General features: G+C 43.8%; 18 protein-coding genes. 12 read left to right on the forward strand and 6 right to left on the reverse strand.

The genetic code is table 11. The annotated features are described in order from the left end of the window. Positions 1-164: 164 nt before the first annotated feature. Both FKX85_RS03030 and FKX85_RS03035 read left to right on the forward strand, forming a co-directional pair. The gene (locus FKX85_RS03030; RefSeq protein ID WP_141613325.1) at positions 165-1,367 is read left to right on the forward strand and encodes a pyridoxal phosphate-dependent aminotransferase; all 1,203 of its coding nucleotides are present in this window, start codon (positions 165-167) and stop codon (positions 1,365-1,367) included. A gap of 128 nt (positions 1,368-1,495) precedes the next feature. Then, on the forward strand, positions 1,496-2,206 hold the full coding sequence (locus FKX85_RS03035; protein WP_141613326.1) for a glycosyltransferase: 711 nt from the start codon (positions 1,496-1,498) through the stop codon (positions 2,204-2,206). On the opposite strand, the gene FKX85_RS03040 is transcribed toward FKX85_RS03035, so the two are convergent. Further along, entirely contained in the window at positions 2,203-2,997 is a 795-nt protein-coding gene (locus FKX85_RS03040) for a glycosyltransferase family 2 protein (RefSeq protein ID WP_141613327.1), read from the reverse strand. The genes FKX85_RS03035 and FKX85_RS03040 overlap by 4 nt on opposite strands. Positions 2,998-4,642: 1,645 nt before the next feature. On the opposite strand from FKX85_RS03040, the gene FKX85_RS03045 reads away from it, so the two are divergent. The 6 genes from FKX85_RS03045 (at position 4,643) to FKX85_RS03070 (ending at position 13,903) form a co-directional block, all read left to right on the forward strand. Next, positions 4,643-4,846, forward strand: a complete 204-nt coding sequence (locus FKX85_RS03045; RefSeq protein WP_141613328.1) for a hypothetical protein — start codon at positions 4,643-4,645, stop codon at positions 4,844-4,846. Positions 4,847-4,995: 149 nt separating this feature from the next. Next, the gene (locus FKX85_RS03050; protein WP_229239746.1) at positions 4,996-5,985 is read left to right on the forward strand and encodes a DUF4421 domain-containing protein; all 990 of its coding nucleotides are present in this window, start codon (positions 4,996-4,998) and stop codon (positions 5,983-5,985) included. Positions 5,986-6,179: 194 nt separating this feature from the next. Then, on the forward strand, positions 6,180-7,262 hold the full coding sequence (locus FKX85_RS03055; protein ID WP_141613329.1) for an efflux RND transporter periplasmic adaptor subunit: 1,083 nt from the start codon (positions 6,180-6,182) through the stop codon (positions 7,260-7,262). 1 nt (position 7,263) lies between these two features. Continuing rightward, the gene (locus FKX85_RS03060) at positions 7,264-10,326 is read left to right on the forward strand and encodes an efflux RND transporter permease subunit (RefSeq protein WP_141613330.1); all 3,063 of its coding nucleotides are present in this window, start codon (positions 7,264-7,266) and stop codon (positions 10,324-10,326) included. Continuing rightward, the gene (locus FKX85_RS03065; protein ID WP_141613331.1) at positions 10,323-11,651 is read left to right on the forward strand and encodes a TolC family protein; all 1,329 of its coding nucleotides are present in this window, start codon (positions 10,323-10,325) and stop codon (positions 11,649-11,651) included. The genes FKX85_RS03060 and FKX85_RS03065 overlap by 4 nt, the downstream gene beginning before the upstream one ends. Positions 11,652-11,737: 86 nt before the next feature. Beyond that, positions 11,738-13,903, forward strand: a complete 2,166-nt coding sequence (locus FKX85_RS03070) for a histidine kinase (protein WP_141613332.1) — start codon at positions 11,738-11,740, stop codon at positions 13,901-13,903. On the opposite strand, the gene FKX85_RS03075 is transcribed toward FKX85_RS03070, so the two are convergent. Next, on the reverse strand, positions 13,900-14,379 hold the full coding sequence (locus FKX85_RS03075; protein WP_141613333.1) for a hypothetical protein: 480 nt from the start codon (positions 14,377-14,379) through the stop codon (positions 13,900-13,902). The two genes, FKX85_RS03070 and FKX85_RS03075, sit on opposite strands and share 4 nt — an antisense overlap. Positions 14,380-14,706: 327 nt before the next feature. Here FKX85_RS03075 and FKX85_RS03080 point away from each other — a divergent pair, with 327 nt between their 5' ends. Further along, positions 14,707-15,477, forward strand: a complete 771-nt coding sequence (locus FKX85_RS03080; protein WP_141613334.1) for a LytR/AlgR family response regulator transcription factor — start codon at positions 14,707-14,709, stop codon at positions 15,475-15,477. Positions 15,478-15,585: 108 nt separating this feature from the next. After that, on the forward strand, positions 15,586-17,061 hold the full coding sequence (locus tag FKX85_RS03085; protein ID WP_229239747.1) for an MltF family protein: 1,476 nt from the start codon (positions 15,586-15,588) through the stop codon (positions 17,059-17,061). Positions 17,062-17,122: 61 nt separating this feature from the next. Here the strand turns inward: FKX85_RS03085 and FKX85_RS03090 are convergent, their stop codons facing one another. The 4 genes from FKX85_RS03090 to FKX85_RS03105 form a co-directional block, all read right to left on the reverse strand. Next, entirely contained in the window at positions 17,123-18,589 is a 1,467-nt protein-coding gene (locus FKX85_RS03090; protein ID WP_141613335.1) for a glycine--tRNA ligase, read from the reverse strand. 435 nt (positions 18,590-19,024) lie between these two features. Next, entirely contained in the window at positions 19,025-19,489 is a 465-nt protein-coding gene (locus FKX85_RS03095; RefSeq protein ID WP_141613336.1) for a Clp protease ClpB, read from the reverse strand. 51 nt (positions 19,490-19,540) lie between these two features. Further along, positions 19,541-19,915 carry a hypothetical protein gene (locus FKX85_RS03100; RefSeq protein WP_141613337.1) on the reverse strand — a complete coding sequence of 125 codons (375 nt, stop codon included), beginning with the start codon at positions 19,913-19,915 and terminating at the stop codon, positions 19,541-19,543. A gap of 79 nt (positions 19,916-19,994) precedes the next feature. Further along, a complete protein-coding gene (locus FKX85_RS03105) occupies positions 19,995-22,172 on the reverse strand; it encodes a S9 family peptidase (RefSeq protein ID WP_141613338.1) in 2,178 nt (725 codons plus the stop codon). A gap of 227 nt (positions 22,173-22,399) precedes the next feature. On the opposite strand from FKX85_RS03105, the gene FKX85_RS03110 reads away from it, so the two are divergent. Both FKX85_RS03110 and FKX85_RS03115 read left to right on the forward strand, forming a co-directional pair. Beyond that, the gene (locus FKX85_RS03110; RefSeq protein WP_141613339.1) at positions 22,400-22,633 is read left to right on the forward strand and encodes a hypothetical protein; all 234 of its coding nucleotides are present in this window, start codon (positions 22,400-22,402) and stop codon (positions 22,631-22,633) included. Positions 22,634-23,924: 1,291 nt separating this feature from the next. Next, on the forward strand, positions 23,925-24,911 hold the full coding sequence (locus FKX85_RS03115) for a D-alanine--D-alanine ligase (protein ID WP_141613340.1): 987 nt from the start codon (positions 23,925-23,927) through the stop codon (positions 24,909-24,911). Positions 24,912-25,258 lie beyond the last annotated feature (347 nt).

Below are 25,258 nucleotides of genomic sequence, written 5' to 3' on the forward strand. Positions count from 1 at the left end.
GCAGATTCTATGCTCTAAATAAAAGAAAGGTTTAGAATTAACAAGCATAATCCTTAATTTTGCCCAATTATTAAAACGTCAGCGATCATTTCGATTGCATCTTGGGCAGAAAAGAAAAATAAAGGTAACAATAAACTGACCATATAAAAACAATTATAAAGCAAATGAGCAGTATTTTATCAGACCGTATTAATAATATGGAAGAGTCAGCTACGCTGGCGATGGCCAAAAAAGCAAGAGAGCTGAAAGGCCAAGGAATCGACATCATCAGTTTGAGTTTGGGAGAGCCTGATTTCAAGACTCCTCAGCACATCCAGGATGCAGCCAAGGCTGCCATAGATGAGGGGAAGTATTTCTCTTATTCTCCAGTAGCGGGTTACCAGGACCTCAGAGAGGCCATTGCCCAAAAGCTACAATCCCAAAATAAAATCACTGAAGCTAAGGCGGAAAATATCGTCCTTTCTACTGGCGCGAAACACTCCATTGCCAACATCTTCATGTGCCTGCTCAATGAAGGTGATGAAGTGGTGATCTTCTCCCCTTACTGGGTAAGTTACGCCGAAATCATCAAGCTGGCTGGCGGTGTACCCGTACTGATCGAAGGTACCCTTGAAAACAACTTCAAAGCGTCTGCTGACCAGCTGGAGGAGGCCATCACGGACAAGACCAAGGCAGTCATCTATTCTTCTCCCTGTAACCCAACAGGGTCTGTATTCAGCAAAGAAGAACTCGAAGCTATCGCTGAGGTCATCAAAAAGCACAAGGATATCTATATCGTAGCAGACGAGATCTACGAACTGATCAATTATACCGGACAGCATGCCAGCATGGCGGCACTTCCCGGAATGTTTGACAGGACCATCACGGTCAATGGCTTTTCCAAAGGATACGCCATGACCGGCTGGAGAGTGGGCTATATCTGCGCCCCGCTTTTCATTGCCAAGGCTTGTGAAAAAATCCAGGGACAATTCACTTCTGGCGGAACAGGCATCGCCCAACGTGCGGCACTGGCAGCCATCACTGGCGACCAGACGCCTTCTGTGGAAATGGAAAAAGCCTACAAAAAACGAAGAGAACTTGTGCTGGAATTGCTCAGAGGCATTCCAGGCATCAAGACACACGTGCCTGAAGGAGCTTTCTATTTCTTTCCTGACGTGACGGCCTTCTTTGGCAAGTCTGCAGGTGAGATCAAGATCGATAATGCAGATGACTTCTGCCTTTACATCCTGAACACGGCCCACGTTTCTGTAGTAACCGGTGCTGCTTTTGGAGCCCCTAACTGCGTGAGACTTTCTTATGCTGCTTCAGAAGAAGACCTTAAGGAAGCCCTGAAACGAATTAAAGAAGCCGTGGCTAAACTTAGCTAATGAAAAAGTAATCCGTCATTGCGAACGGCGTGAAGCAATCCCGAATAGATCGAGATCACTTCACCCCCCACTCGTGATGACGGTTATTTCCATTTAGAGTCCATCATTTTTTGTATCTTGCCGCTGTTATGGCCAAAGCACTTGTAATCACACCTGTCAAAAACTCGATCGAGACCACGCTGGAAACAGCCGAAGCCATCAAGGCATCATCCGTTCCGGTCATTCATAAAATCTTCAATGATTTCAGCACGGCCGAAACCAAAGCCTCCCTGGACAAAAACGCCCCAAAGACAGGCTATGAACTGGTGCACCTGGAAGAGGTCACCGACACTCCCTCCCCCAACTACAAACTGGTCCTGCAGATGGCCCAAAAAGAAGCCGTCGAAAAACAGCTCCCCTTGCTGGTGGTGGAATCTGATGTTACAGTAGAAAAAGACACCATCGAAAAAATGCTACAGTTCCTTCAGTCCCATCAAAACGCTGGCCTGGTAGGAGCCATCACGGTGGGCTATGACCAGAAGGTCAATTTCCCTTACCTTAAGTTCAAAGATGTCAGGGAAAAGATCATTGATACAAAAAGGAGCCTAAGTTTTTGCTGCACCCTGTTCAGCCCTGACTTTCTGGGAGCTTACGATTTCATGCAGCTGGATCAGTCCAAAGACTGGTACGACACATTTATCTCCAAAAAAGCCATCGAACTGGGGTATAGCAATTATGTACTGATGGACGTCCCTGTCCTTCACAAGCCCCACGGCAGCCGCCCTTGGAAGCAACTCAAATACAAAAATCCGCTAAAATACTACTTCCTGAAATTTTGGAAAGGGATGGACAAAATCTAAAGTATCCCAAGCCATTTCAGCATGGTATTGTAAGGCTTAGACCAGGACCGACGAAAACGAAGGGGGCCATTTAGTTCTCTTGAAAAATATGCTGCGTGCCTGGAGTTAAGAAATGCAATTCGTTCTCTTTTTATGGCAGCGCTTGACGTCTTCTTTCGCTTGCTATTTGGTGTAAGGCGATAGTAAAACCCTATAAAAGGCAACTGCACCACTTCCCCTCCATCTTTTAGCATTTTGATCCAAAACTCCCAGTCTTCCCTGCCCATAAAGCGCATTTCGACCGAGTATTTTCCTGCCTTTAGCCAGTCTTCCTTTCTAAACAAGGCGGAACAAAAAATCATATTGTCCAGTGCTAATTGATGTCGACTAAAAGGCTTTAAATTCCAGTTTTTCTCACCAGATTCATCAAACTTCACCCCTTGACTGTACACCACTTTCACCTCTGGATCATTCTTTAAAACCTTAACCCCAGCTTCGATGTAGTCTTTTGAAATAAGATCATCACCATCTAGCGGAAGTATGATACTGCCATTTGCTGCTTCGATCCCGGTATTTCTCGCCTTGGAAACTCCTCCATTTTCTTGATCAATGACTTTTACTTCTGAAAATTCTTCTTCCAGTGCTCCTGCAGCCTGAAGGGAATTGTCCTTTGACCCATCATTTACGATAATTACTTCCAGAGGGCAATAGGTAGAGTCAAGCACTGAAAGGACAGTTTCCCTGAGGTACTCCCCTTGGTTATAACACGGGATGACAACACTTACCAGATTTTCCTGTTCCGAAGCATGCATTGGTGGTGGGTTTTGCAAAGTTTCTTTCAAATGTCAAATATAAAAAGCTAATTCATTTCTTCACCTACAATAAACAATATATCATCGGATTATCTCTTTAGCCACCAAAGGAATCTATAGCATACCCTATAGAAAAGGCAGTAACCCTACTTTTTCATATGATGTTTATAATGAAATAAATCGTATCAGTAAAACAGTATATGATTATACGCAATTCTGCCAGTTTGAGCATATTCAGCAAACTGCCTTATATCAATCAATGATTAACATAAAAAAATTCGTGGCAATCCGTGTAATTCGTGGACTTTCTTCTAATGAATTTGATTACTTGCACAATTCCGTATAATCACAAAACAGTAAATTGACTGAAACACACTAAGACCATTCCACTCTTTTACGACTTTTCATTTAAAAAAACTATCCTACATCCATCCATACTGCTAAACATCCATTCTTGGAAAGAATATGCTTACCTAAACAAAAACCAACAGAACCTTTCATAAATACCTATATCATCCACAAATCACCTTTTATAGGTCTATACATCTTTTTTTGTTAAAAAACACTTAATAAACTTCATTTTGTCATTATTCCAGTAATAAATCCGATAATTTATAGAAATATATTTTGCTTTATATTGAAAAAAATCATTACATTTGTCTCGGGTGATTAAGCAACTTTTTCTACTACCGACTTTTAGTGTGTGTAATTGAGTTGGAGGTTATTTTAATAATTATTTTTTATCAACCTCCATTTTATTTTAAACGAAACAATAAAAACATCGATACCATTCTTACCAAAGCAAGAGTGGTTTTATTGATTATAACTTTCACGCTCTCCTCACACGTATTGATACAATCATCCCATGTAAAACAGTATCAAGCGAAAAAAATTGGGGCTGGGCATACCTGTCTAAGCGTCAGTTAGAGCTGAAGCTGTTTTATATGGAACGCAGGTAATGCTGATCCGCCCCGGCGGGACAGGTTGGGCAGATTTCCGCTGATTTTTTTTAAAAATTGGAAAGCCAAGAGGAGATAAATCAAGACTTGAAATGGCGTTATATCCATAGCCATGGGCAACGCCTATGGTAAACAGTCTAGCAAACCGATGTAGGTTTTAGGGATCGAGCGGAAAAGTTTTTGGGGGGGAATAGGGTTGCAGATGGCGCTGATTAATAAGATTTACGCTGATTTTTTATAATAAACGCGATTTAAAATACCGTCATAGCGAAGAAGTATAGCCTGTCCCGAGCTATCGGGAACGTGGCAATCCCGTATTAAGAAAACGAGATTGCTTCACTCCGTTGCTCTGCATTCGCAATGACGGATTTATACTGATTTTATAATCTACACATTCCTATTGCTACATTAAAGAGAAATATGCTTGCCAAAACCACCTGGAAATCTCGCATCTTCCAGAAATATGGCTTGGCCCCTAATTACCTTGCAGATTATTTTCCCTAAAAAAATAACTAACCATCGATAGTTAAACTCGAAAAATTCAGGAAGCGGTCACATAGGAAATCCATCAAAACCACAACTTTTTGAAAAACCACTCACCTAAACACCACCGAAAACACTGGTTTTCTGAATATTAACATAAACTTAAAATTGGATATTCCTCGGATTGCATAAAATTACCTTCCTTGCAGGAAGTTCAAAACAGCAAGGATACCATGATTCAGACAATTGCCAGTGCGTTTCTTTTATTTACTGCTTACTCCTTGGCCACTTTATCCTTCTTTAAATATCACGGTCAGGTCAAAGCCTTTTTCATCAAAGCCTTTTTAGTTTCGGGCACGGTAGCAGGCGCTTTGACCTTTTTTTACATGCAGCTCTTTGTCGGTTAAAAATTCTGGCATAGAGATCTGCACCTTTTTACTATAAACTCCCATATTTTTTTTATACTTACTGGATACTTTTTTGGCTATACCAAAGACTGTAATCCTTAAATACCATGTTCATGCGAAAACGGGGCTTTATACTGGCAATAATCGGAATGTTATTTTATACAGACCTCTTTGCGCAAATCCAGCATGACACCACTTATTTTGAGCGCTTCACCGAAATGGTGACGAGCAGGATATACTTCTCCAGAAAATACACTGGTATTGACATTAAGGATCGCCTGAAAGACGCGCCTTTGTTGCGTTACAGGCCAAATTCCACCCTGAACATGGGCGTGGGTGCATCTTACGATGTCTTCACGCTTAATCTTGCCCTGGGATTTGGCTTCTTAAATCCTGAAAGGGGCAAAGGTGACACCAAATACCTCGATGCTCAACTGCACGCATACCCCGATAAATGGGCCATTGACGGTTTCATACAGCTGTACAATGGATACCACTTGGTACCAGAAGGTGAATTTACAGCGGAAAACCAACACTACTATTACCGGCCGGACATCAAGGTTCGTGAGATCGGTGCTTCTGTGAAATATGTTTTTAATGGAGAAAAATTCAGCTATAAAGCAGCTTTCCTCCAGACAGAATGGCAAAAAAAATCTGCAGGAACCCTCTTGTTGGGCGGTGAAATATATGGAGGATTGGTAAAAGGCGATAGTTCCCTTATCCCAGGAAGCGTCATGCTCGACCCGTCCAGAGATTTTGACAAGTTGTTCTTTATGGAACTTGGCCCAAACATCGGATACGCCTATACGCTGGTAATTGCCAAACACTATTTCTTGATGGGATCTGCCACTGGGAACATTGGTGTTGGTTTTACCAACCAATACGGTCAGGAAAAATCCACCAATTGGTCGGTCAATGCCAACTACCTCCTGAAAGCCAGTGTGGGGTACAATTCCAAGCGCTGGGCCATCAATGCCAATTATGTCTACAGCAAGGTCCGGTTGGCACAGAACAACGATTTTAACAGCAGTCTCTTGACTGGAAATTACCGACTAAACCTCGTCTACCGGTTTGTCCCCAGTCCAAAAGGAAGAAAGATCCTGGACGCCATTAACCCTTACCAGTATTTGGACCAATAGGCCACCAACAGCAAAAACCTTTTAACCGAAACTTTTGCTAAATTATAACAGCAAAGTCAATGACCACTAAAAGTTTTCATTGACCACCTGTATTTTAATTGAGGTATGTTCCTGATTAATTGACTTACTTTAAAGTTTAGGAAAGGAAACTATTCTATAAACATCTCGAAGTATTCGACATTTTCATTAACCCAATGAAGAAACAAACTAAAATATTATTGATTGTGGCCATCATCGTGGTCATCGCTATTATTTTTCTATTCCCTCGCTTACAAGGAGACAGTGCCACCAAAAGTCCGAGCGAAACCACGCCAAGTGCCCCTGAAGAAATGACCGCGCTGCCTGTTGATGTCATAGAAGTCAAACCAGAAAGACTGGAAAACAACCTCAATGTCACCGGCAATGTGCTTTCGAATGAATCAGTAACGTTACGACCTGAAATCACAGGACTGGTAGAGTCCATCAACTTCGAAGAAGGCCAATTCGTTAAAAAGGGAACCCCGTTGGTCTACATCAATGACGACGAACTATCTGCCCAATTGGACAGGTTAGAATATACCAAGAAGCTATACGAGGGTCAGGAAAGCCGTCAGAAACAGCTTTTGGCCAGAGAAGCAATCAGTCAGGAAGAATACGACATTATCCTAAATCAATATAACACCACCCTTTCTGACATTAAACTCGTAAAGGCCCAACTGGACAAAACGGTGATCAAAGCGCCTTTTGACGGAGTGCTCGGTTTACGGCAAATTTCGGCGGGGTCCGTCATCAGCACCACTGATATCATCGCCAATATCGTCAATATCGACCCGATAAAAATCGAGTTTTCCATTCCTGAAAGGTACGCTGGCCAGGTGCAAGTAGGCTCTACCATTCAGTTTTCAAACAATGCATCCGATGGGCTCAAAAATGGAAAAGTCTATGCATACGAACCGGTAATCGATGCTGATACCAGGACATTGACACTGCGCGCCATCAGCCCAAACAAAGACAGGAAATTCCTCCCGGGCATGTTTGTGAACATTCGCTTTAACCTGGAAGTGGAAGAAGAAGCCCTTTTGGTACCTTCGGAATCCTTAATTCCTGAACTGAACGGCTACAAGGTTTTTCTGGTAAACAAAGAAGGAATCGTGGAAGAAAGGAAGGTAGAAATAGGCATCAGAACCGATAGCGAAGTACAAGTTTTAGAGGGCCTAAAAATTGGAGACCTGGTTCTGACCACCGGAGTCCTCCAAGCCAAGGAAGGTCTGCGGGTAAATCACAATAAAATCAACTGATATGGCAGGCCTATCCACCATAAGCATTAGAAGGCCGGTACTGGCCATCGTTTTCTCACTGACCATCTTGCTCTTTGGGATCATCGGCATGACCTTTTTGGGCGTCAGGGAGTATCCCAGCGTGGATCCTCCCATCATCAATGTCCGGACCACTTATGTAGGTGCCAATGCCGATGTCATCGAAGCCCAAATCACCGAACCTCTGGAAGAATCCATCAACGGTATTTCGGGCATCAAATCCCTTACTTCCACCAGTAATGATGGCACGAGTAATATCACTGTCGAATTTGATGTGGGAGCCGATATGGAAGCGGCAGCCAACGATGTCCGGGACAAAGTCTCCAGAGCACAGCGGAACCTGCCTCCTGATGCAGAGCCTCCGGTGGTTTCCAAGGCTGATGCTGATTCTGAGCCCATTGTTTTCCTCAATGTAAAGAGCGAACAAAAAACCCTGCTCCAGCTTTCTGACATTGCTGACAACATCTTCAAAGAGCGGCTCCAAACTATCCCTGGGGTGAGTGAAGTCAGGATTTGGGGCGAAAAAGAGTATGCGATGCGCCTCCGAATGGATCCCATCCGCATGGCATCCTACGGTGTCACCCCCTTGGATGTCCTCACTAAGGTACAAAGCGAAAATGTAGAATTGCCCTCTGGACGAATAGAAGGCAGCACGATCGAGCTATCGGTCCGTACCAAAAGCCGTCTTTCTACGCCTGATGAGTTCAATGACCTCATCATCAAAGAAAGCGAAAACAATATCGTCCGTTTTCAGGATGTTGGCAACGCCGAACTGGCCCCGCTCAATGAACGTACGGTCTTAAAGCGTGATGGCGTCCCGATGGTGGGCGTGGTCCTGGTGCCTCTGCCAGGTTCCAACAGTATTGAAATCGTAGACGAATTTTACAGAAGATTGGAGTTTATAAAAAAAGACCTTCCCGACGACATTGAGTTGGGAATTGGCTTTGACTCCACAGAATATATCCGAAACTCCATCAGTGAAGTGCAGGAAACCATCCTCTTGGCATTTTTGCTGGTGGTGGCCATCATCTTCCTGTTTTTAAGGGACTGGCGAACCACCTTTATCCCTGTCATCACCATACCAATTTCGCTGGTAGGAGTGTTTTTCGTCATGTACACGATGGATTTTTCGATCAATGTACTCACCTTGCTTGGGATCGTGTTATCCATTGGTTTGGTGGTAGATGATGCCATCGTAGTGCTGGAAAACATCTATGCCAAAATTGAAAAAGGGGAACAGCCTGAAGCAGCAGCGGAGAAAGGAGCAGAGGAAATCTTCTTTGCGGTCATTGCCACGACCATTGCCTTGGCAGCCGTATTTCTGCCGGTAATTTTCCTTACGGGCACCACTGGTAGGCTTTTCAGGGAATTCGGTGTGGTCGTAGCGGGATCAGTGATCATTTCCTCTTTTGTGGCACTGACCATGACCCCCATGCTCAGCTCCAAACTCCTAAAAAAGCGCGAAAAGCACAATTGGTTTTACAATGTCACTGAACCGGTTTTCCTTTGGCTCAACAGAAAATATGAAGCTGCCCTGGTTTGGTTCATGCAGTTTCGATGGGTGTCGTTTGTCATCATTTTGGTCATGGGCGGTGGTATTTACATGCTGTTCCATGCCATCCCTTCCGAGCTTGCCCCTACGGAAGACCGTGGCGAAATGCGCATCAACATGAGTGGACCCGAGGGTGCTACTTTTGACTACATGGACAGGGTCATCGACGAACTATTGTACGAGATGATGACCACAATCCCGGAGGACGTTTGGGACAGTTTTATATCCGTAACCTCTCCTGGATTTGGGACGGCCAGTACCAATTCCGGTTTTATCCGTGTCCGGCTCGTAGATGCTAGCCAGCGGACGGAAAGCCAGCAAGAAGTCTTCGAGGATGTGGCAGAAATTTTACGTAAAAAAACAGATGTGAAGGCATTTGCCTCACAGCCCCAGTCCATCGGAGACCGAAGGGGAGGACTGCCCATACAATACGTCCTCCAGGCACAAAACCTCGAAAAGCTGAAGGAGGTCATTCCTACCTTTATGGACGAGGTAAACCAATCCTCCATTTTCCAATTTTCGGATATCAACCTAAAGTTTACCAAGCCGGAAATCGAGGTAGAAATAGATCGAGATAAAGCCCGAAACATTGGTGTATCCGTACAGGAAATTGCCCGGACCCTACAGCTTTCCTATTCCGGTCAGCGCTTTGATTATTTTATTATGAACGGCAAACAATACCAGGTCGTCGGTGAAATGCAAAAAGAAGACAGGAATGCCCCTATAAACTTACGCATGCTTTACGTAAGGGCAGAAAACGGTCAATTGGTGCAGCTGGATAACCTGGTGAATATTACGGAAAAAAGCACGCCTCCACAGCTCTATCGCTTTAATCGTTTCGTGAGTGCCACGGTATCGGCTGGCCTTGCGCCAAAGTACACCATTGGTGACGGGCTGGACGAGATGGACCGTATCGCGGCAGAAGTACTGGACGAAAGCTTTACCACAGATGTGGCCGGCGTATCCAAAGAATTCCGTGAAAGCTCCAACAGTTTGATATTTGCCTTTCTTTTTGCCCTAATACTGATCTATTTAGTGCTTTCAGCACAATTTGAAAGCTTCACGGATCCACTGACCATCATGATCACAGTACCCTTGGCCTTGTTTGGGGCCCTGCTGTCCTTATGGCTGGGCGACTTCACCCTGAACATCTTTAGCCAAATCGGCATTATCATGCTCATCGGTCTGGTGACCAAAAACGGCATCCTGATCGTGGAATTTGCCAATCAACGAAAAGCCCATGGATTGGATGTAGACGAAGCGATCGTCGGTGCTGCCGTCGCTCGTTTCCGTCCCATCCTGATGACCAGTCTTTCCACTATTTTAGGGATATTGCCCATCGCCCTGGCCCTCGGAGCGGGCGCAGAAAGCCGAAGCCCAATGGGCGTGGCCGTTATTGGAGGCTTGGTACTTTCCACCATTTTGACCCTCTTCATAATACCGGGAGTTTATACTTATTTGACATCAAAATCATCAAGATTAGCAAGAATATGAGGAAGCAGTGTTTGGTTGTATTGTGCATGATGGCAGCGATATATTCGGCATTCGGACAGGAAGAGCTTTCTTTCGAAGAGGCCATCATCAAAGGGTTGGAAAACAATTATGATGTAAAGATTGCCCTTCAGGATAAAAAAATCACTGAAATCGATAAAAAAATAGGCGTAGGAGCTTTATTGCCCAGCCTGGATGCCACCTACGGCAGGACCACCAGTACAGAAGATGTGGAGCAGCAGTTTGTAAACGATAACAGTCCCAGAAACATCGATGGTGCCAAATCCACTGGAGAGAATTTTAACATCAATGCCATTTATGGGTTTCGTTACGATGCCGTGGTAGCCTTACAGCGGCTGGGAAAACTCGACGAAATCGGCGAATTACAAGCAAAGGTGGTTATAGAAAACACAGTAGCTGCGATTTCTGAAGCATATTACCGCCTCACCACCGAACTGGAGCGCTACAAGGTGCTCCAGGAAACCCTGGAACTCTCCCAGCAGCGTTTGGACATTGCCAAGTCCCAGTATGAGCTTGGCGGAAGCTCCAAAACAGAATATCTTGCCGCCCAAGTGGACTTTAACACGGACAGGTCTATGCTCGTCTCCCAAGAGCAGGTCATCCGTACCGCCCGCATTAACCTCAATGAGTTGATGGCGCTGGGAGATGAACAAAAATTCTCGATTATAGACAGCATCATGATCAATGATGACTTAAAATTGGGTCCCTTACTGGATCAGGCCATGGATCAAAACAAGATGTTACTCATCAATAGAAGGCAAGAAAATGTCGCCTACTTGGAGCTGAAGGAAATCCAGGCACAGCGCTTACCGTATTTATCATTGGACGGCAATTACCGTCAATCAGTGTCCAATTCTGATGCCGGATTCCTGATCCAAAACAAACGAGAAGGGTATTCCTTCGGCGCCACTGTCGGCATCAACCTCTTCAGCGGCTTTACCCTAAACCGCCAAATCCAACGAGCCCGCGTACAACAAGAAAGTCAAGCCCATATCCTTGACCAGTACGAAGTCCAGCTGAAATCGGATATTTACAGGGCTTTTAATGTCTATGAAAACAGCAAGCAGCGGCTGGATATTGAACGTGAAAATTACAAAGTAGTCCAAGAAAATACCGATATCGCTTTTGACAGGTTTAAGACCGGACTGACCAGCTACCTGGAATTCAGGGATGCCCAGGTCAATAGGCTGAATGCCGAAAGCCGGCTTATCGACGCCATTTTCAGTACGAAGGTGGCAGAAGTGGAACTGATGCGGCTGGCAGGAAAGATTTATTACAAGAGTAATGACGAAGAAATCCTAAGATAACGGATCTTCTCCTATCAAAAGCCGGGATCTTTTATGCATATATAAAATTTATTATGGATATTCATAAGGTATAAACAAAAATCCTTATGAAAGGGAATTGGCACTTTAGTGGGTATTTGCTTTATTTAGTACTGGCAATTTCATTGCCCGGAAGAGTTCTTGCAGAGGCAAGGCACATTCAAGATGGCCCTTTCAGTAGTGAAAGAAAGGCAAACCTGGCTGACTCTTTAGCGGTGGTCAATGCCATCCAGCTGTCGCGCGATATCCACAGGAGCAACCACGATGAGGATACAGAATACCAAGAAGCGGAGAAAGCAGTAAGCCTTTCCATAGAACTGGGTGATACCTTACTATACGCGAAAGCAATGGATAACCTCGGCCTGATGTACCGCTATCATCAGCGGTATGAAGAAGCCATCCCGCTACATGCCAAGGCCCTTGAACTGATAGCGGAGGAAGACTCCAGTTTCATGGAAAAAATGATCTTCGCCAATAATGCCGGCGTAGCCAGCCGCTATGCGGAAGATTTTGACCAAGCGGTGTACTTTTACTTGGAAGCCCTGAAAGTGGCAGAAGCGCAAAACAACTTAAGAAATATCGCTATTTCCTGTAATGGACTGGGCAACACCCTACTCCACCTCCCCGGCCGGGAAGAAGATGCATTGGCCTACTTCGAACGCTCCCTTGAAGCGGAGCGCAAGCGCAACAACACCCTTGGGATAGCGATGAACTATCTTTCTATTGGTGATTACTTCACTGAAAAAAAAGAATTCAACACTGCCAGAAGCTATCTGAATAAACTATTGGAAATAAACCAAGCCCGAAAGGACACTTTTGGATTGGGGATAACCTATGAATATTTTGGGCAGAACTACTTTCAGGAAGGGAAGGATTTGCAAAAAGCGGCGGCCTATTTTAACCAATCCAAAGATTTCTTTGAACACTTGGGAGACCTTCACAAACAAGCTGACATTGCCAAGCGACAAGGGGATGTTTACCGAAAATTAGGCCATTCAGAAGAAGCCATCAAGCTGTATAACGATTCTTGGGAACTTGCCGAAAAGGTCAAAAACAAAGGCCTCATCAAAGAATGTTCGTATTGGCTTTCCACTATCTATAAGCAGCGGGGCGAGTACCAGAAGGCACTCGAGTACCTCACCCTTTCTCAGCAGTATAAAGACAGTGTCGCACTCCTAAACCAGCAAACACAAATAGCGGCCATTGAAAAACGCTATGCCATCGAAAAAAAGGAATCACAGATTGAGCTTTTGCAAAAAGACAAAGCGCTGCAAAAGACCCAACTGGAAAGCCAACAAGCAGCCCTGAAGAGCCATCAGGTTATTCTGATCCTATTGGTGATCTTATTGGCCTTTATCGTGGTGATCGCATTTATGCAATTCCGAAATATCAAAGCCAAGAAACGAGCAAATGAGCTCCTCCATCGCCAAAACGACCAAATCAAAGAACAGCGGGACGAAATCAAGAAGGTCAACCAGCAGCTGGAAGTCACCTTTGAAGAGCTTATCCAGGAGCAAAAGAACACCGAAGAAAAGCGCATCAAACTGCTCGAAAGCAAATTTGAAAATCGCATCCAATCCTTGGCGATCCAATCCCTTGAATCACAAATGAACCCACATTTTTTGTTTAACGGCATGAATGCAGTACGCTGGCTGGTGATAAAAAACAAAAACGAAGAAGCCAAGGAGTATATTGATACCTTTGCACGACTACTTCGCATGAGCCTGACCAATAACCGCAAAAAATCCATTTCACTGGATGAGGAGCTCAAGTCTACCGCCCTCTACTTAAAAATCGAGCAGCTAAGGTTTGACAGTGAGTTTAATTATCATATCAATATTTCGCCTAGTGTAAACCCCAAAATGGTCAAAGTGCCACCCAAAATCCTACAACCACTGGTAGAAAATGCCATCAAACACGGACTCCTTCCAAGTCGTAAATCACCCAAGATCCTTGATATCAATGTCACTGAAACCGAAGAAGGTGTCAAGGTAGAAGTACTGGACAATGGAAAAGGCTTTTCCATCTCCAAGGAAAGCCCCAGCGAGCCTAAGCCTGACGGAACCCATCTAGGCTTGAAACTTATCGAAGAACGTCTAGTGATTTTTAATCAACAGCATCAAGGCAAAGTAACATTTGCTGTTACACCCAAGGATAGCTCGGGGGAAGATGCTACCGGTACCAGGGCTACCATATACATTATACATGTGGGCTCCTTAAATCCAACCTCCTAATCCCTCCTAAATAGGCCCGATACCCACAAACTGAAGAAGGACGAAAAGCCTGCTTTGCTTTCCGAAAAACGAATTGTCGAGACCGCATCGGCCTTTTCCAACTTAAACCGCTGATAGTGCCCCTCCCCCATATTTACCCGTATAATAATTTCACGATAATGGGTTAGCTTGGTTCCACAAAAATACTTTCTGCCATAATCCATCATCTTATAATTGGAGTCTCCGTTTACAAAAAACTGAAAGCCCGAAGTGGTTACCGAGGGATGAACCAACACTTCTGTTTTGAAAAAGTGATTGCAAGGATCATGCTCCAAAGCCACCCAACCAAAATCCCCCTCACTGACCTCCAAAACAATACGATCCCCTGGATCGGGTATTAGTATATAATATTGCACAACTGGCTTGCCTTCTGCTCCTACACAATGCCAAAAGACACTTTCAAGCAATAGGCAAAGAAGAATTAGTACTGATTTCATCACAGATTATTTTATCCCTTTGCACAAAAGCACGCCCCAGAGCCTTGGAGGAAACCCTGGAGCTAGCTTTTGCTTACTGATGTTAATAAAAAAGTAGTGTGTAAATAGTCAGTCATAAAATAATATACCTAAAGCTATCATAAATAATTCGTCGCAGGAATAGTAAAATAGTAGATAGAACCCAACAGTGAGTAGCCGAATGATTTCAGTTATTATTACGCAAAACCTCCCATATCCCACCAAAAATTTGCCTAATATTGATTATAGGCTAAGATGTTTCCTATATTAGCACTGGAAATAAATTTATTTGACCTCAAAAGATCATTAATGAAAGTTGGGATAATCGACGATGAAGTCCACTGCGTAGAAAGCTTGGCACTTGAGCTAGCGCAATTTAAGGATGAAGTAGAAATCGCTTTTTCCACCTCAAAAGTTGAGGAAGCACTGGCCTACCTTAAATCATCTCCCATCGACTTGATGTTTCTGGACGTGGAAATGCCTCGGCTGAATGGCTTTGAACTACTCGACATGATTGATGAGGTAGATTTTGAAGTCGTATTCACCACTGCCTACAGCCAATACGCCTTAAAAGCCTTTCAATACAAGGCCTTTGATTACCTGCTAAAACCTATCGGACACGAAGAACTCGCCGAAGTCTTAAAAAAATACAAAGGATATCACCAACATCTAAAAAAAGAACGCGAAGGTGATTTGATGGAATTTATTTCCTCATTAAAGAAAGACAATATCATCAAGTCCAAAATCGCGGTTCCCGTAAGTGAGGGCTTGGAGTTCATTAAGGTGGATGAAATTATTTTTGCCCAAAGCCAAAACAATTACACAATCCTGCACTTAAACAATAATTCCACGCTACTATTTAGCAAAACCCTGAAAGAGGTAGAAAGGACTTTAAAAAAGTATTTTTTCATACGAATCCACCAATCCTACTTGATTAACCCGAACTACATGAAAAAGTACTTTCGTCATGACGGAGGGGAAGTACAGATGGAAAACGGCAAATCCTTGCCCATCAGCCAACGAAAAAAAGAAGAAATCATCACCCTTTTTGAAGCTATCGTAAAGAACAAATCGCTTTAATCTATTTCATACACAGAATCATTTGATTCACCTCCAAAAAAAACCGATACTTTAAATGGTTCCTGTTGCTTTTTTGTAGATGTGGTGTAATTGTGTTATTATTGATCTATGCCACTTCACCAACACCTTGGCCAGGCCACGAATTTCAGACAGCGGATAGTAAGTATGCTATTACTGTGCATATTTTCCTTTCTGATAGGATGTGGTGAGGACAATAAAAAGAAAAAAGCAGCGGTTCCGTTCTGGGAAAAGCCTGTGCAGCTGGACTTGGAAGGCATCAAAAAGCGGGGTTTTATTAGAGCTGTCGTGGATAATTCCTCTACCAGTTATTACATCTATCGTGGCCGCAGAATGGGCTATGAATACGAACTCCTTCGCAACTTGGCCAAACAGCTGGATGTACAGCTGAGGCTTATCGTCAACGAAGATATAGAGAAAGCTTTCAAGATGCTCAATAACGGAAAAGCTGATATTGTGGCCATCAACCTTGTCGTAAATGAGGAGCGAAAAAAATACGGGAGTTTTACCACCAAACTAAATTTGCTCTCCTCTGTCCTCGTCCAAAGCCGAAAAACCCCGGTACTTGATTCCCTTCAGCAGTTGGACAATAAAACAGTCTACGTAAGAAAATCAGCCGTCTACAAGGATCAGCTCACGCTATTGGAGGACAGTTTACAGATTGATATTGACATCGTCGAGACCCCAAAAAACTCTGATGAATTAGTCGATGATGTGGTGATGGAAAATATAGACTTCACGTTAGTGGATGAAGATGTAGCATTGGTCAACTCAACGTATTATAGTGAAATCGACATTGGCCTGCACATCAACGCCCCATCACCTGTAGCTTGGCTCGTGCGAAAAAATTCACCTAACCTACTGGCCGCAGTGAATGACTGGATAGATAAGGGAAAACAATCTACCTACTTTGCAATCTTATATGGAAAATACTTCCTGAACAAAAAAAACAGCTATTACCGAAACAAAAGCCCGTTTTCTTCCATCTCCGGTGACCAGATTTCGAAGTACGATGAACTTATAAAGAAAGGGGGAGATTACCTGGGCTGGGATTGGCGACTTTTGGCTTCGTTGGTTTATAAAGAATCCAGGTTTAACACGGAAGCGACCAGCTACGCTGGTGCCAGGGGGCTCCTACAGCTGATGCCTGTAACATTGGAGCGTTTTGGAGTCGAAAACCCAAATGATCCTTCCGAAAGCCTCATGGGCGGGGTAAGGTACCTGAAGTACTTGGATAAGTTTTGGCTCGAAAGAGTCCCTGAAACCAATGAACGCATCAAGTTTATCCTGGCTTCCTACAATGTGGGGCATGGCCACGTTAATGATGCGTGGCGATTGGCGCTAAAATTCGGGAAAGATACCAGAAGATGGAGTGATGTCGCTTACTATCTTGAGCGAAAATCACAGCCAAAATATTATCGTGACCCTGTAGTCAGAAGTGGCTATGCCAAAGGCCATCTGGCAGTCGCCTATGTACGGGATATCCTGAGCATTTATGAATCCTACAGGATCTTGGTGAATCCATACCCTAAAAAAATAGAAGACCAGCCACTCGCTAGCAACTGATAGAAAAAAAGCATGGCACTAACAGCACCATGCCTTCTCTAACAGTAGCTTATCATGCTGTTTATATCTTGTTAAAGATATTTCTAAAGCTTGTTGCGGCTGCCAATTTACCATGGAGTTCATCGATATGGACACGCTCCTGTTCTGTAGTATCCCGATGACGGATGGTCACGGTATTATCTTCCAGGGTTTGGTGATCCACTGCGATACAGAACGGTGTTCCGATCAGGTCCTGGCGCGTATAACGCTTACCAATAGATGCCGCTTCTTCATACACCACATTGAAATCAAATTTCAATTTATCAAAGATTTCCCTGCCTTTGTCCGGCAAACCGTCTTTTTTGGTCAGCGGAAGTATCGCTGCTTTTACAGGAGCGATAGCCGGGTGAAACTTCAGGTAAGTTCTCTTTTTTCCCTCCTGCTCTTCTTCCGTAAAGGCATTGCAAAGTGTCATCAAGAACAAGCGATCAGCACCAATGGAAGTTTCGATCACATAAGGTATATAGTTCTGGTTTACCTCAGGATCAAAGTACTGCTGCTTCTTCTTGGAATATTCCTGATGACTCTTCAGGTCAAAGTCCGTTCTGGAGTGAATCCCTTCTACTTCCTTAAAGCCAAATGGAAAATCAAACTCAATATCCATGGCAGCATTAGCATAGTGGGCCAATTTATCGTGGTCGTGTGTCCTGAGTTTCTCATCAGGCACACCTAGTGCTTTGTGCCATTTCAAGCGGGTTTCCGACCAATTTTTGTACCAGTCCAGCTCAGTGCCAGGACGGACAAAATATTGCATTTCCATCTGCTCAAATTCCCGCATGCGGAAAATAAACTGACGTGCCACAATTTCATTTCTAAAAGCCTTCCCAATTTGTGCGATACCAAATGGCACCTTCATACGGGCAGTTTTTTGTACATTCAGGAAGTTGACAAAAATCCCTTGGGCGGTTTCTGGTCGTAGGTAGATGGTAGAAGCATCTTCGGCCACTGAGCCTACCTGTGTGGCAAACATCAGGTTAAATTGACGCACATCTGTCCAATTAGCCGTACCACTGACAGGGCAGGTGATGTTTTCATTTACGATCAGATCACGGACACCCTCCAGGTCTTCGGCTTCCAACAGCCTTCCCATTGCGGCAAGTAGTGATTTAGCTTCCTGCTCTTTTCCTGCTTTCTCCAGCTCGGCAGCCTTGTCTTCGATCAGTACATCGGCACGGTACCGTTTCTTACTGTCCTTATTATCGATCATAGGATCATTAAAGCTGTCCACGTGACCGGAAGCTTTCCAGGTGGTGGGATGCATAAAAATCGACGCATCGATTCCCACTATATTATCATTCAACCTGGTCATGGACTCCCACCATAGGCGCTTCAGGTTATTTTTGAGTTCCACGCCATAAGCGCCATAATCATAAACGGCCTGAAGGCCATCGTATATTTCGGATGAAGGATACACAAAGCCATATTCCTTGGCATGTGAGATAATGTCCTTCAATTGTGCATTTTCGGTTGCTTGTTCTGTCTTTGCCATAGCCGCAAAAATAGGGAAATAGGTTTTAAGATTGAAAGATAAGAAGATTGAAAAATCGGAAAATTATGGATTTAAAGAATATTCCTTCCAAATAGCCTTATGATACTGTCCTGTGCTTAACAATGAAATCGATGTCAATCCGTCATTGCTCCATCAGAATGCCTTTGGCACGAGCCTTTTTTAGGATGGGCTATGGAGCGAAAAGGGGGTGGAAGCGACAGTTTTTAAATCGAACCCAAATACTCCTTTAAACTACTGACGTCCGACTAAATTTCAAATATGATCAAAAACTATCTTTAAATAGAAATTTGAGGATTTTTATTCCAATCCCTAAAATGCCCCCATCCCCTAAAGGGGAGCTTTAGGGGATGGGGGGGGTGTAAACAGTTGATTTTTTTTTCAATTTGACGATTGTTTTCTCGGACACCAGTAACTTTAAACCTGCTTTTTTGTTCGATAAAACAGGTAACCTGCCGTTAGTGAGGTCAAGAAAAAAATCAATGTCGTCCACTCATAAGTCCTTTTGTTTGCTGCCACTGCAGCGATCTCATCATCTTTATTGTTCAATGCTCTTTTCAATTTGACAATGTCCTGCTCTTGTTTTTGGGCGATGTATTTATAATCATCCTTTTCGTATTTGATCTCGGTGGTTTCGATATTTTTAAGCATTTCCAGCTCATCCATAATCAAATTATCCTTAAGTATGATACGCTCCATCCACTCATTGGTTTTGATCATATCCTTCTTGGTGCGGTTGCCAAAAATACCGGATTTTTCCTTCTCGGAAGCCTTCCATTGCTGATGGAGTGCCTGTCGCTCCTCCACGAGCTTTCCCAATCGATCTTGTGCCACAGAAACCATCGGAACCAGTAGGCAAAATAACAGTAAGTATTTTATCATGGTAGTGAATTTTACGCCCATCATGATCAAATAACGTGCCGATTGGCACGATTACAACTTGAATTTACTGGTCTTCTTTCGCTTAAACTGCCCCTTCCGCCGCTTATTATTGGTATAGAAATTATAGAGATAATTGATCGCAAACGTGATCACGGCCAAGGGAACAAAGAAATCAGGCAACATTCTTTTAATCCCCAGAAGGATGAGGAGTGTGGCAATAATACCTACCTTAAAGGTGGTATGGCTCTCAGGATAAGTTTTTCGAATCAGAATAAGGCTTAGTATCTCTATAAATACCAAAAGAATAATCAGATAGGTAAGAAGCTTGAGGGCAGAAAGCTGGTCGTAAAATACCGACCAGCCTGCCAAACCGGCCACAGCAATAAGGCTAATCGACTGTAGAGAAGTGTTCAATCTTTCTTTCATAGGTAATTGGGTTTCTAACCAAGATAGCTGCTTTTCAGCTAAAAATCAATTCCTTAAAATCTTATCGCCTTTAAACCTCTTACAGCTTCTCTTTGATAAAGTTGGTCATCAGGTTATACAAATGCCAAGTGGTATTCCCTCCATAAATACCGTGGTTTCTATTTGGATAGTAAAAGGTCTCAAACTGCTTGTCGGCAGCCACCAAAGCATCCAAAAGTGCCACTGAATTTTGGAAATGGACATTATCATCACCTGTACCATGGATCAACAGGAAATTGCCCTTCAACTTGTCCACATGGGTCAGTGGGCTGTAATCATCATATCCTGAAGGATTCAGTTGGGGTGTCTGCAAGTACCTTTCAGTATAAATGGTATCGTAATACCTCCATGTGGTCACTGGCGCCACAGCGATGGCTGTCTTGAAGACATCATTGCCCAGCATCAGTGACAGAGAGCTCATGTAGCCACCATAAGACCAGCCCCAAATGCCAATCCTAGCTCCATCCACATATGGAAGGGAAGACAGGTATTTTGCCCCAGCAAGTTGATCCTGCACCTCCAAATTACCCAACTGGGCATACGTGGCGTGCTTAAAGGCACGGCCTCTTCCGCCCGTTCCTCTATTGTCCACACAAACTACGATATAACCTTCCGCTGCCAGGTGATGGTGCCAAAAGTCCCTTGTACCTCCCCAGCCATTTTTCACATTCACTGAACCAGGCCCGCCATAAACGTACATGAGCACGGGGTACTCTTTGCTTTCATCAAAATCCGCAGGCTTGATCATATAGCCATTGAGCGGTGTCCCGTCCACTGTCTGGAACTGGAAAAATTCCTTTTCACTCAACGCATATTCTCCCAAGCGATCTTTCAATGCTTGATTGTCCTCCAGTACTTTGATCACCTTCCCTTTGGTATCATGTAGGGTAATATGCAGCGGCTGATTGGCAGTGCTGTAATAGTCAATAAAATACTTCTGGTCACGGCTCATATTGATAGAATGGGATCCCTGAGCGGGCGTCAGTTCCTTTTTGCCTTTGCCATTAAGCTTGACCACATAAAGGTTTCTTTCCAGCGGTGACTTCTCTGTAGACACATAAAAGATCTTTTTGGATTTATCATCCACGCCGACCACTTCGGTCACTTCCCAATCTCCTGAAGTTACTTGCCGGATCAGCTCACCTTCCATATCATGATGGTAGATATGCTTATAACCATCTTGCTCAGAAGTCCTGATAAAGCCCTTACCGTCTTCGAGGTAAAGAAGATTGTCATTATAGTTGAGGTCTACATATGTTTCAGCGGCCTCCTTCAAAATCACTTTGCTGTCCCCTGTCTCCGAATCGGCATGGAAAAGATCCAGCTGGTTTTGCAGTCGATTGAGACGGATAAATGCCAAAGTCCGGCTATTACCAGCCCAGTAGATCCGGGGCAGATAGATATCCTTCTCCTGACCGGCTTCCATCTCGGTGGTAGCTTCCTTCTGAAGGTCGAAGACATGAATACTTACTTCTGCATTTTTCTCACCTGCCTTTGGGTATTTAAACTTATAGTCCTGTGGGTAAAGCGGCCCCCAAAGCTGCATGTTATATTCCGGCACTGCCGATTCATCAAAACGGATAAAAGCGATTTTCTGGCCGTCGGGAGACCACTCAAAAGCCTGAGCCATGGAAAACTCCTCTTCATACACCCAATCTGCCGAACCGTTGATCACATGGTTCCACTCGCCATCACTGGTGATCTGGTGTACCTTATTGTCCTGTAATGTGATATAATAAAGGTCATTCTCCTTTACAAAAGCCACTTTTGTATTGTCAGGTGAAAGGGTGGCATAGGAAATCTTCTCTCCGTCCATCAGTTTTTGGGATACCCCTGTAGTAATATCCACTACATAAAACACGCCTTTGGAAGACCTTCTATAGATGCTTTCCACCTCCGTAGCGACCAACGCTTTGGTTTCATCGTTATTGAAAGAATAGCTGGAAAATTCGATGCCCAGCTTATTGCCGTCTATCAGCACCCCCTCCTGCTCTCCTGTACTGATATTCATTTTGACCACCTTGGAGACACCGTCCTCTTTGACCAATGAGCTGTAGTACTGCCCGTCTTTCATCCAGTTGATTCCTCGAACAGTCTCTTGATCAAATACTCCTTCTTTGAAAATGGAGGCTAAGGAAACCTCCTTTTGCTGTGCGTAAATTTCTGTACACATACTGATCATTAATGCCGCTAGCGCGAAAATGCTTATTCGGTTCATAAATAGTTATATTGTGGATTTTATTCTGTGGGCTAAATATAATGAAATTGACCTGCAAGGTCACTATCTCTGGTACTGAGTTCACGTCACAGGTTGCTTTTCAATGATATTTTTAAGTTTTCACCCCTATTGTGCAATTATTATGCACAGACAAAAAGTAGATTTGGTCTTATCAAAGGTGTCCCATCCCTTAAGATGGGGTTATTTTAATCACAAACTGTACTTTTATGAAATCTTTTGAACAAAACGCATTCGATCTTAAAGAAATGGGCGTAGAAGAAATCTCCGATCTTCAGCAAAATGAAATCAACGGAGGACTTTCCCTTACCCTTCCGTCACTTTCTTCGCTATCCCTGCCCTCTGTAGATGCTTCTGCAGGATTAGGGCTAAGCCTGGCTGCAGTATTGGGCGGATTGACCGTTGGACTTGGACTTAACCTGGGGCTATCCGTGGATGCTTAATACAGGACGGTTATACACCATTTTAAAGCAGGAAAACTGATCGTTTTCCTGCTTTTTTAGTTTTTAACCATTGGCTTCCGAGTAAAGATTTTGCTTACGAATGAAATTCGTCAAAGTCCACCCTTAAATCCCCTACAGGGGACTTTCTGATCAGCCCTTCAGAGGACGGGACTGCCGCATCGTGCCTCCTCGCAGTGACGGTATTTAAAATCTAAATTGAAAGTAATCGTTTCTATTGCCACCAAGGTTTTTGTTTGCCTTTTTGGTGACCTCAGTTTGATTTAAAACATAATGACTATCGGTAATTTTACACGTAGTGGTACCATTACAAAATGCGATTTGGAAAGTTAAGGAAGTCCCTTGATGAGACCGGTTTAAGAAAAATGAGCAGGCCGTTAAGAAAATGAATTAGCTTGCGTCGTGGAACAGCGAGATCCATTCATTTTCAGGCCGGAGCAGTTTTCTTAAATTAAATTGGGTAACGTATTGTCCTCCCTGGAAAACGTGTCCTTCCCAAATTAAAGGGCTCACCACCGGACTGGATTTTCCGCCCTTTTCATCAATGGAAATGCGTAGCATTCATGAAGATCTATTAAAAGCAATTTTACCCCTGAATAAAAGGACGGAAACACTATTTATTCAATTATGCTTGGCTACGTCTATGATTACCGAGACTCATATAAAACATCCTAGCTGTCGAAGTAGGTCCTGCATTGTTATTTTAAACCACAGTAGATTTTCTGATGTATACTTACGGGTTAAAACCGAAATTTGCTTATGCCCAGGTCAAATGTGATTTTTAGCCCTTCCCCCTATCGAGAGCCAAAAGCTGAAAGCCTTTCCTGACCTTACTCCAATGCAAGGCCTAGGGGCATCGTCGTAATACATTCCCCTACCGCAGGCTGAAAGCCTTGCCCACCACTTCCATCTAGCCAAACAATATTCACAGGAGTACTTGGTTTTAGCTGCCCTTACAGGGCGCGCGTAGTATTCCCCCATAAATTAGCCCAATGCGTTACATTGGGCTGGATGAAGTCCCCCTTCCAGGGGAGCGTTCTAAAAACACCTTCAAACCTGCCTCTACGGTCGAACAGAGATTAGTAGGATAGGTAATTCGACATTTTGTGGTTTAGTCCTGCTTACATGATCACCAATATTGTTTGATTCGGTTATTCGCCTCTGGTCATCGGACTCTCCCTAAACCCTTTGTGACCTGGGGACTTAGTGGCAATATTTTTATTAATCCAGAAGAATATTTAGAAATCATAGGGAAGTCATTTAAATTTACTCCATGAAGAAAAGAATAGCTTTGGTAACGGGTGGTTTTACAGGAGAATCAGTGGTTTCACTGAAAAGTGCCGCTGTGGTGGAAACCCAGATCGACAGGAATCGCTATGACGTTTATAAAATAATCGTTGAAAAAAGCCATTGGTACTACACCGGCCAAGGTGGTCAAAAACACACTGTGGACCTTAACGACTTTTCTGTACTGGTCAATAAGGAAAAGATCACCTTTGACGGAGTATTTAACATCCTTCACGGGTCACCTGGAGAAGATGGTAAGCTGGCGGGATACTTTGATATGGTGGGGATTCCATATACTACCTGTGATCCGCTGACCTCAGCAATCACCATGAACAAGGGCTACACTAAAGCCATCATCCAGGACATCGAAGGCCTCCACGTTGCCAAGTCTCTTCAACTCTTCAAAAACACCCCTCAAAACACCCAGCGGGTAATTGATGAACTCAGCCTTCCCTACTTTGTGAAGCCGAATAATGGCGGCAGCAGCATCGGCATGAGCAAGGTGAAAAGCGAAGGCGAAGTCCAGGAAGCCTTGGACAAAGCTTTTGCTGAAGACAATCAAGTGCTGATCGAGGAATTTGTCTCAGGAAGGGAATTCTCGATCGGGATGTACAAGGTGGATGATGACGTCATCGTCCTTCCCGCTACGGAAATTGTCAGTTCCAAAGAGTTTTTCGACTTTGAAGCCAAATATACCGCTGGGGTCACCGAAGAAATCACCCCTGGGCGCATGACTGAAGAGGAAGTGAGCAGAGTAAAAGCCGTAGCCGAAAAAGTCTATCTAAAACTCAACTGTAAAGGGGCCGTGAGAATGGATTATTTCCTGGAGCAAAACACCGGAAAAATCTTCTTTATCGAAATCAACACCGTACCCGGCCAAACCGAAACCAGCCTTATTTCGCAGCAGGTAAGGGCCATTGGCAAAACGGTCAAAGAGTTCTATACAGAGATCATCGAGGAAATGTGGAAGTGAGGAAAATTATCTTCTACAAAGCCCATCATCACAAGAGGGATCTCTTCACTTCAATCTAAATTCACAACTTGCCCAGAAAGAATGATTCCGGGTTAAACCGTCATAGCGAGCCTGTCTGGCACCAGACAGGGAGGATGCGACAGTCCCGTCTTAAGAATACGAGATTGCTTCCTTCCTCTGGTCGTCGCAATGACGGTTTGAAATAAATCATACAGTCAAATTTAGGTTTATAAGGGGGAAGCGGAAAAATTGGGGATTAGGGTTGGTTTCGATAGCACGCAGATGATGCAGATTAATAAGATTTACGCTGATTTTTTATAATAAACGCGATTTAAAATACCGTCCTT

It is taken from the genome of Echinicola soli (genome assembly GCF_006575665.1).
In the GTDB taxonomy this organism is placed as follows: Bacteria; Bacteroidota; Bacteroidia; order Cytophagales; family Cyclobacteriaceae; genus Echinicola; species Echinicola soli.

Excerpts from the sequence above, each read along its gene's own strand:
- FKX85_RS03070 (WP_141613332.1), top strand. The coding sequence starts at position 11,738 with ATGAAAGGGAATTGGCACTTTAGTGGGTATTTGCTTTATTTAGTACTG.
- FKX85_RS03105 (WP_141613338.1), bottom strand. The coding sequence starts at position 22,172 with ATGAACCGAATAAGCATTTTCGCGCTAGCGGCATTAATGATCAGTATG.
- FKX85_RS03110 (WP_141613339.1), top strand. The coding sequence starts at position 22,400 with ATGAAATCTTTTGAACAAAACGCATTCGATCTTAAAGAAATGGGCGTA.
- FKX85_RS03055 (WP_141613329.1), top strand. The coding sequence starts at position 6,180 with ATGAAGAAACAAACTAAAATATTATTGATTGTGGCCATCATCGTGGTC.
- FKX85_RS03115 (WP_141613340.1), top strand. The coding sequence starts at position 23,925 with ATGAAGAAAAGAATAGCTTTGGTAACGGGTGGTTTTACAGGAGAATCA.
- FKX85_RS03040 (WP_141613327.1), bottom strand. The coding sequence starts at position 2,997 with ATGCATGCTTCGGAACAGGAAAATCTGGTAAGTGTTGTCATCCCGTGT.
- FKX85_RS03075 (WP_141613333.1), bottom strand. The coding sequence starts at position 14,379 with ATGAAATCAGTACTAATTCTTCTTTGCCTATTGCTTGAAAGTGTCTTT.
- FKX85_RS03085 (WP_229239747.1), top strand. The coding sequence starts at position 15,586 with ATGCCACTTCACCAACACCTTGGCCAGGCCACGAATTTCAGACAGCGG.
- FKX85_RS03100 (WP_141613337.1), bottom strand. The coding sequence starts at position 19,915 with ATGAAAGAAAGATTGAACACTTCTCTACAGTCGATTAGCCTTATTGCT.
- FKX85_RS03065 (WP_141613331.1), top strand. The coding sequence starts at position 10,323 with ATGAGGAAGCAGTGTTTGGTTGTATTGTGCATGATGGCAGCGATATAT.
- FKX85_RS03035 (WP_141613326.1), top strand. The coding sequence starts at position 1,496 with ATGGCCAAAGCACTTGTAATCACACCTGTCAAAAACTCGATCGAGACC.
- FKX85_RS03095 (WP_141613336.1), bottom strand. The coding sequence starts at position 19,489 with ATGATAAAATACTTACTGTTATTTTGCCTACTGGTTCCGATGGTTTCT.
- FKX85_RS03080 (WP_141613334.1), top strand. The coding sequence starts at position 14,707 with ATGAAAGTTGGGATAATCGACGATGAAGTCCACTGCGTAGAAAGCTTG.
- FKX85_RS03090 (WP_141613335.1), bottom strand. The coding sequence starts at position 18,589 with ATGGCAAAGACAGAACAAGCAACCGAAAATGCACAATTGAAGGACATT.
- FKX85_RS03050 (WP_229239746.1), top strand. The coding sequence starts at position 4,996 with ATGTTATTTTATACAGACCTCTTTGCGCAAATCCAGCATGACACCACT.
- FKX85_RS03030 (WP_141613325.1), top strand. The coding sequence starts at position 165 with ATGAGCAGTATTTTATCAGACCGTATTAATAATATGGAAGAGTCAGCT.
- FKX85_RS03060 (WP_141613330.1), top strand. The coding sequence starts at position 7,264 with ATGGCAGGCCTATCCACCATAAGCATTAGAAGGCCGGTACTGGCCATC.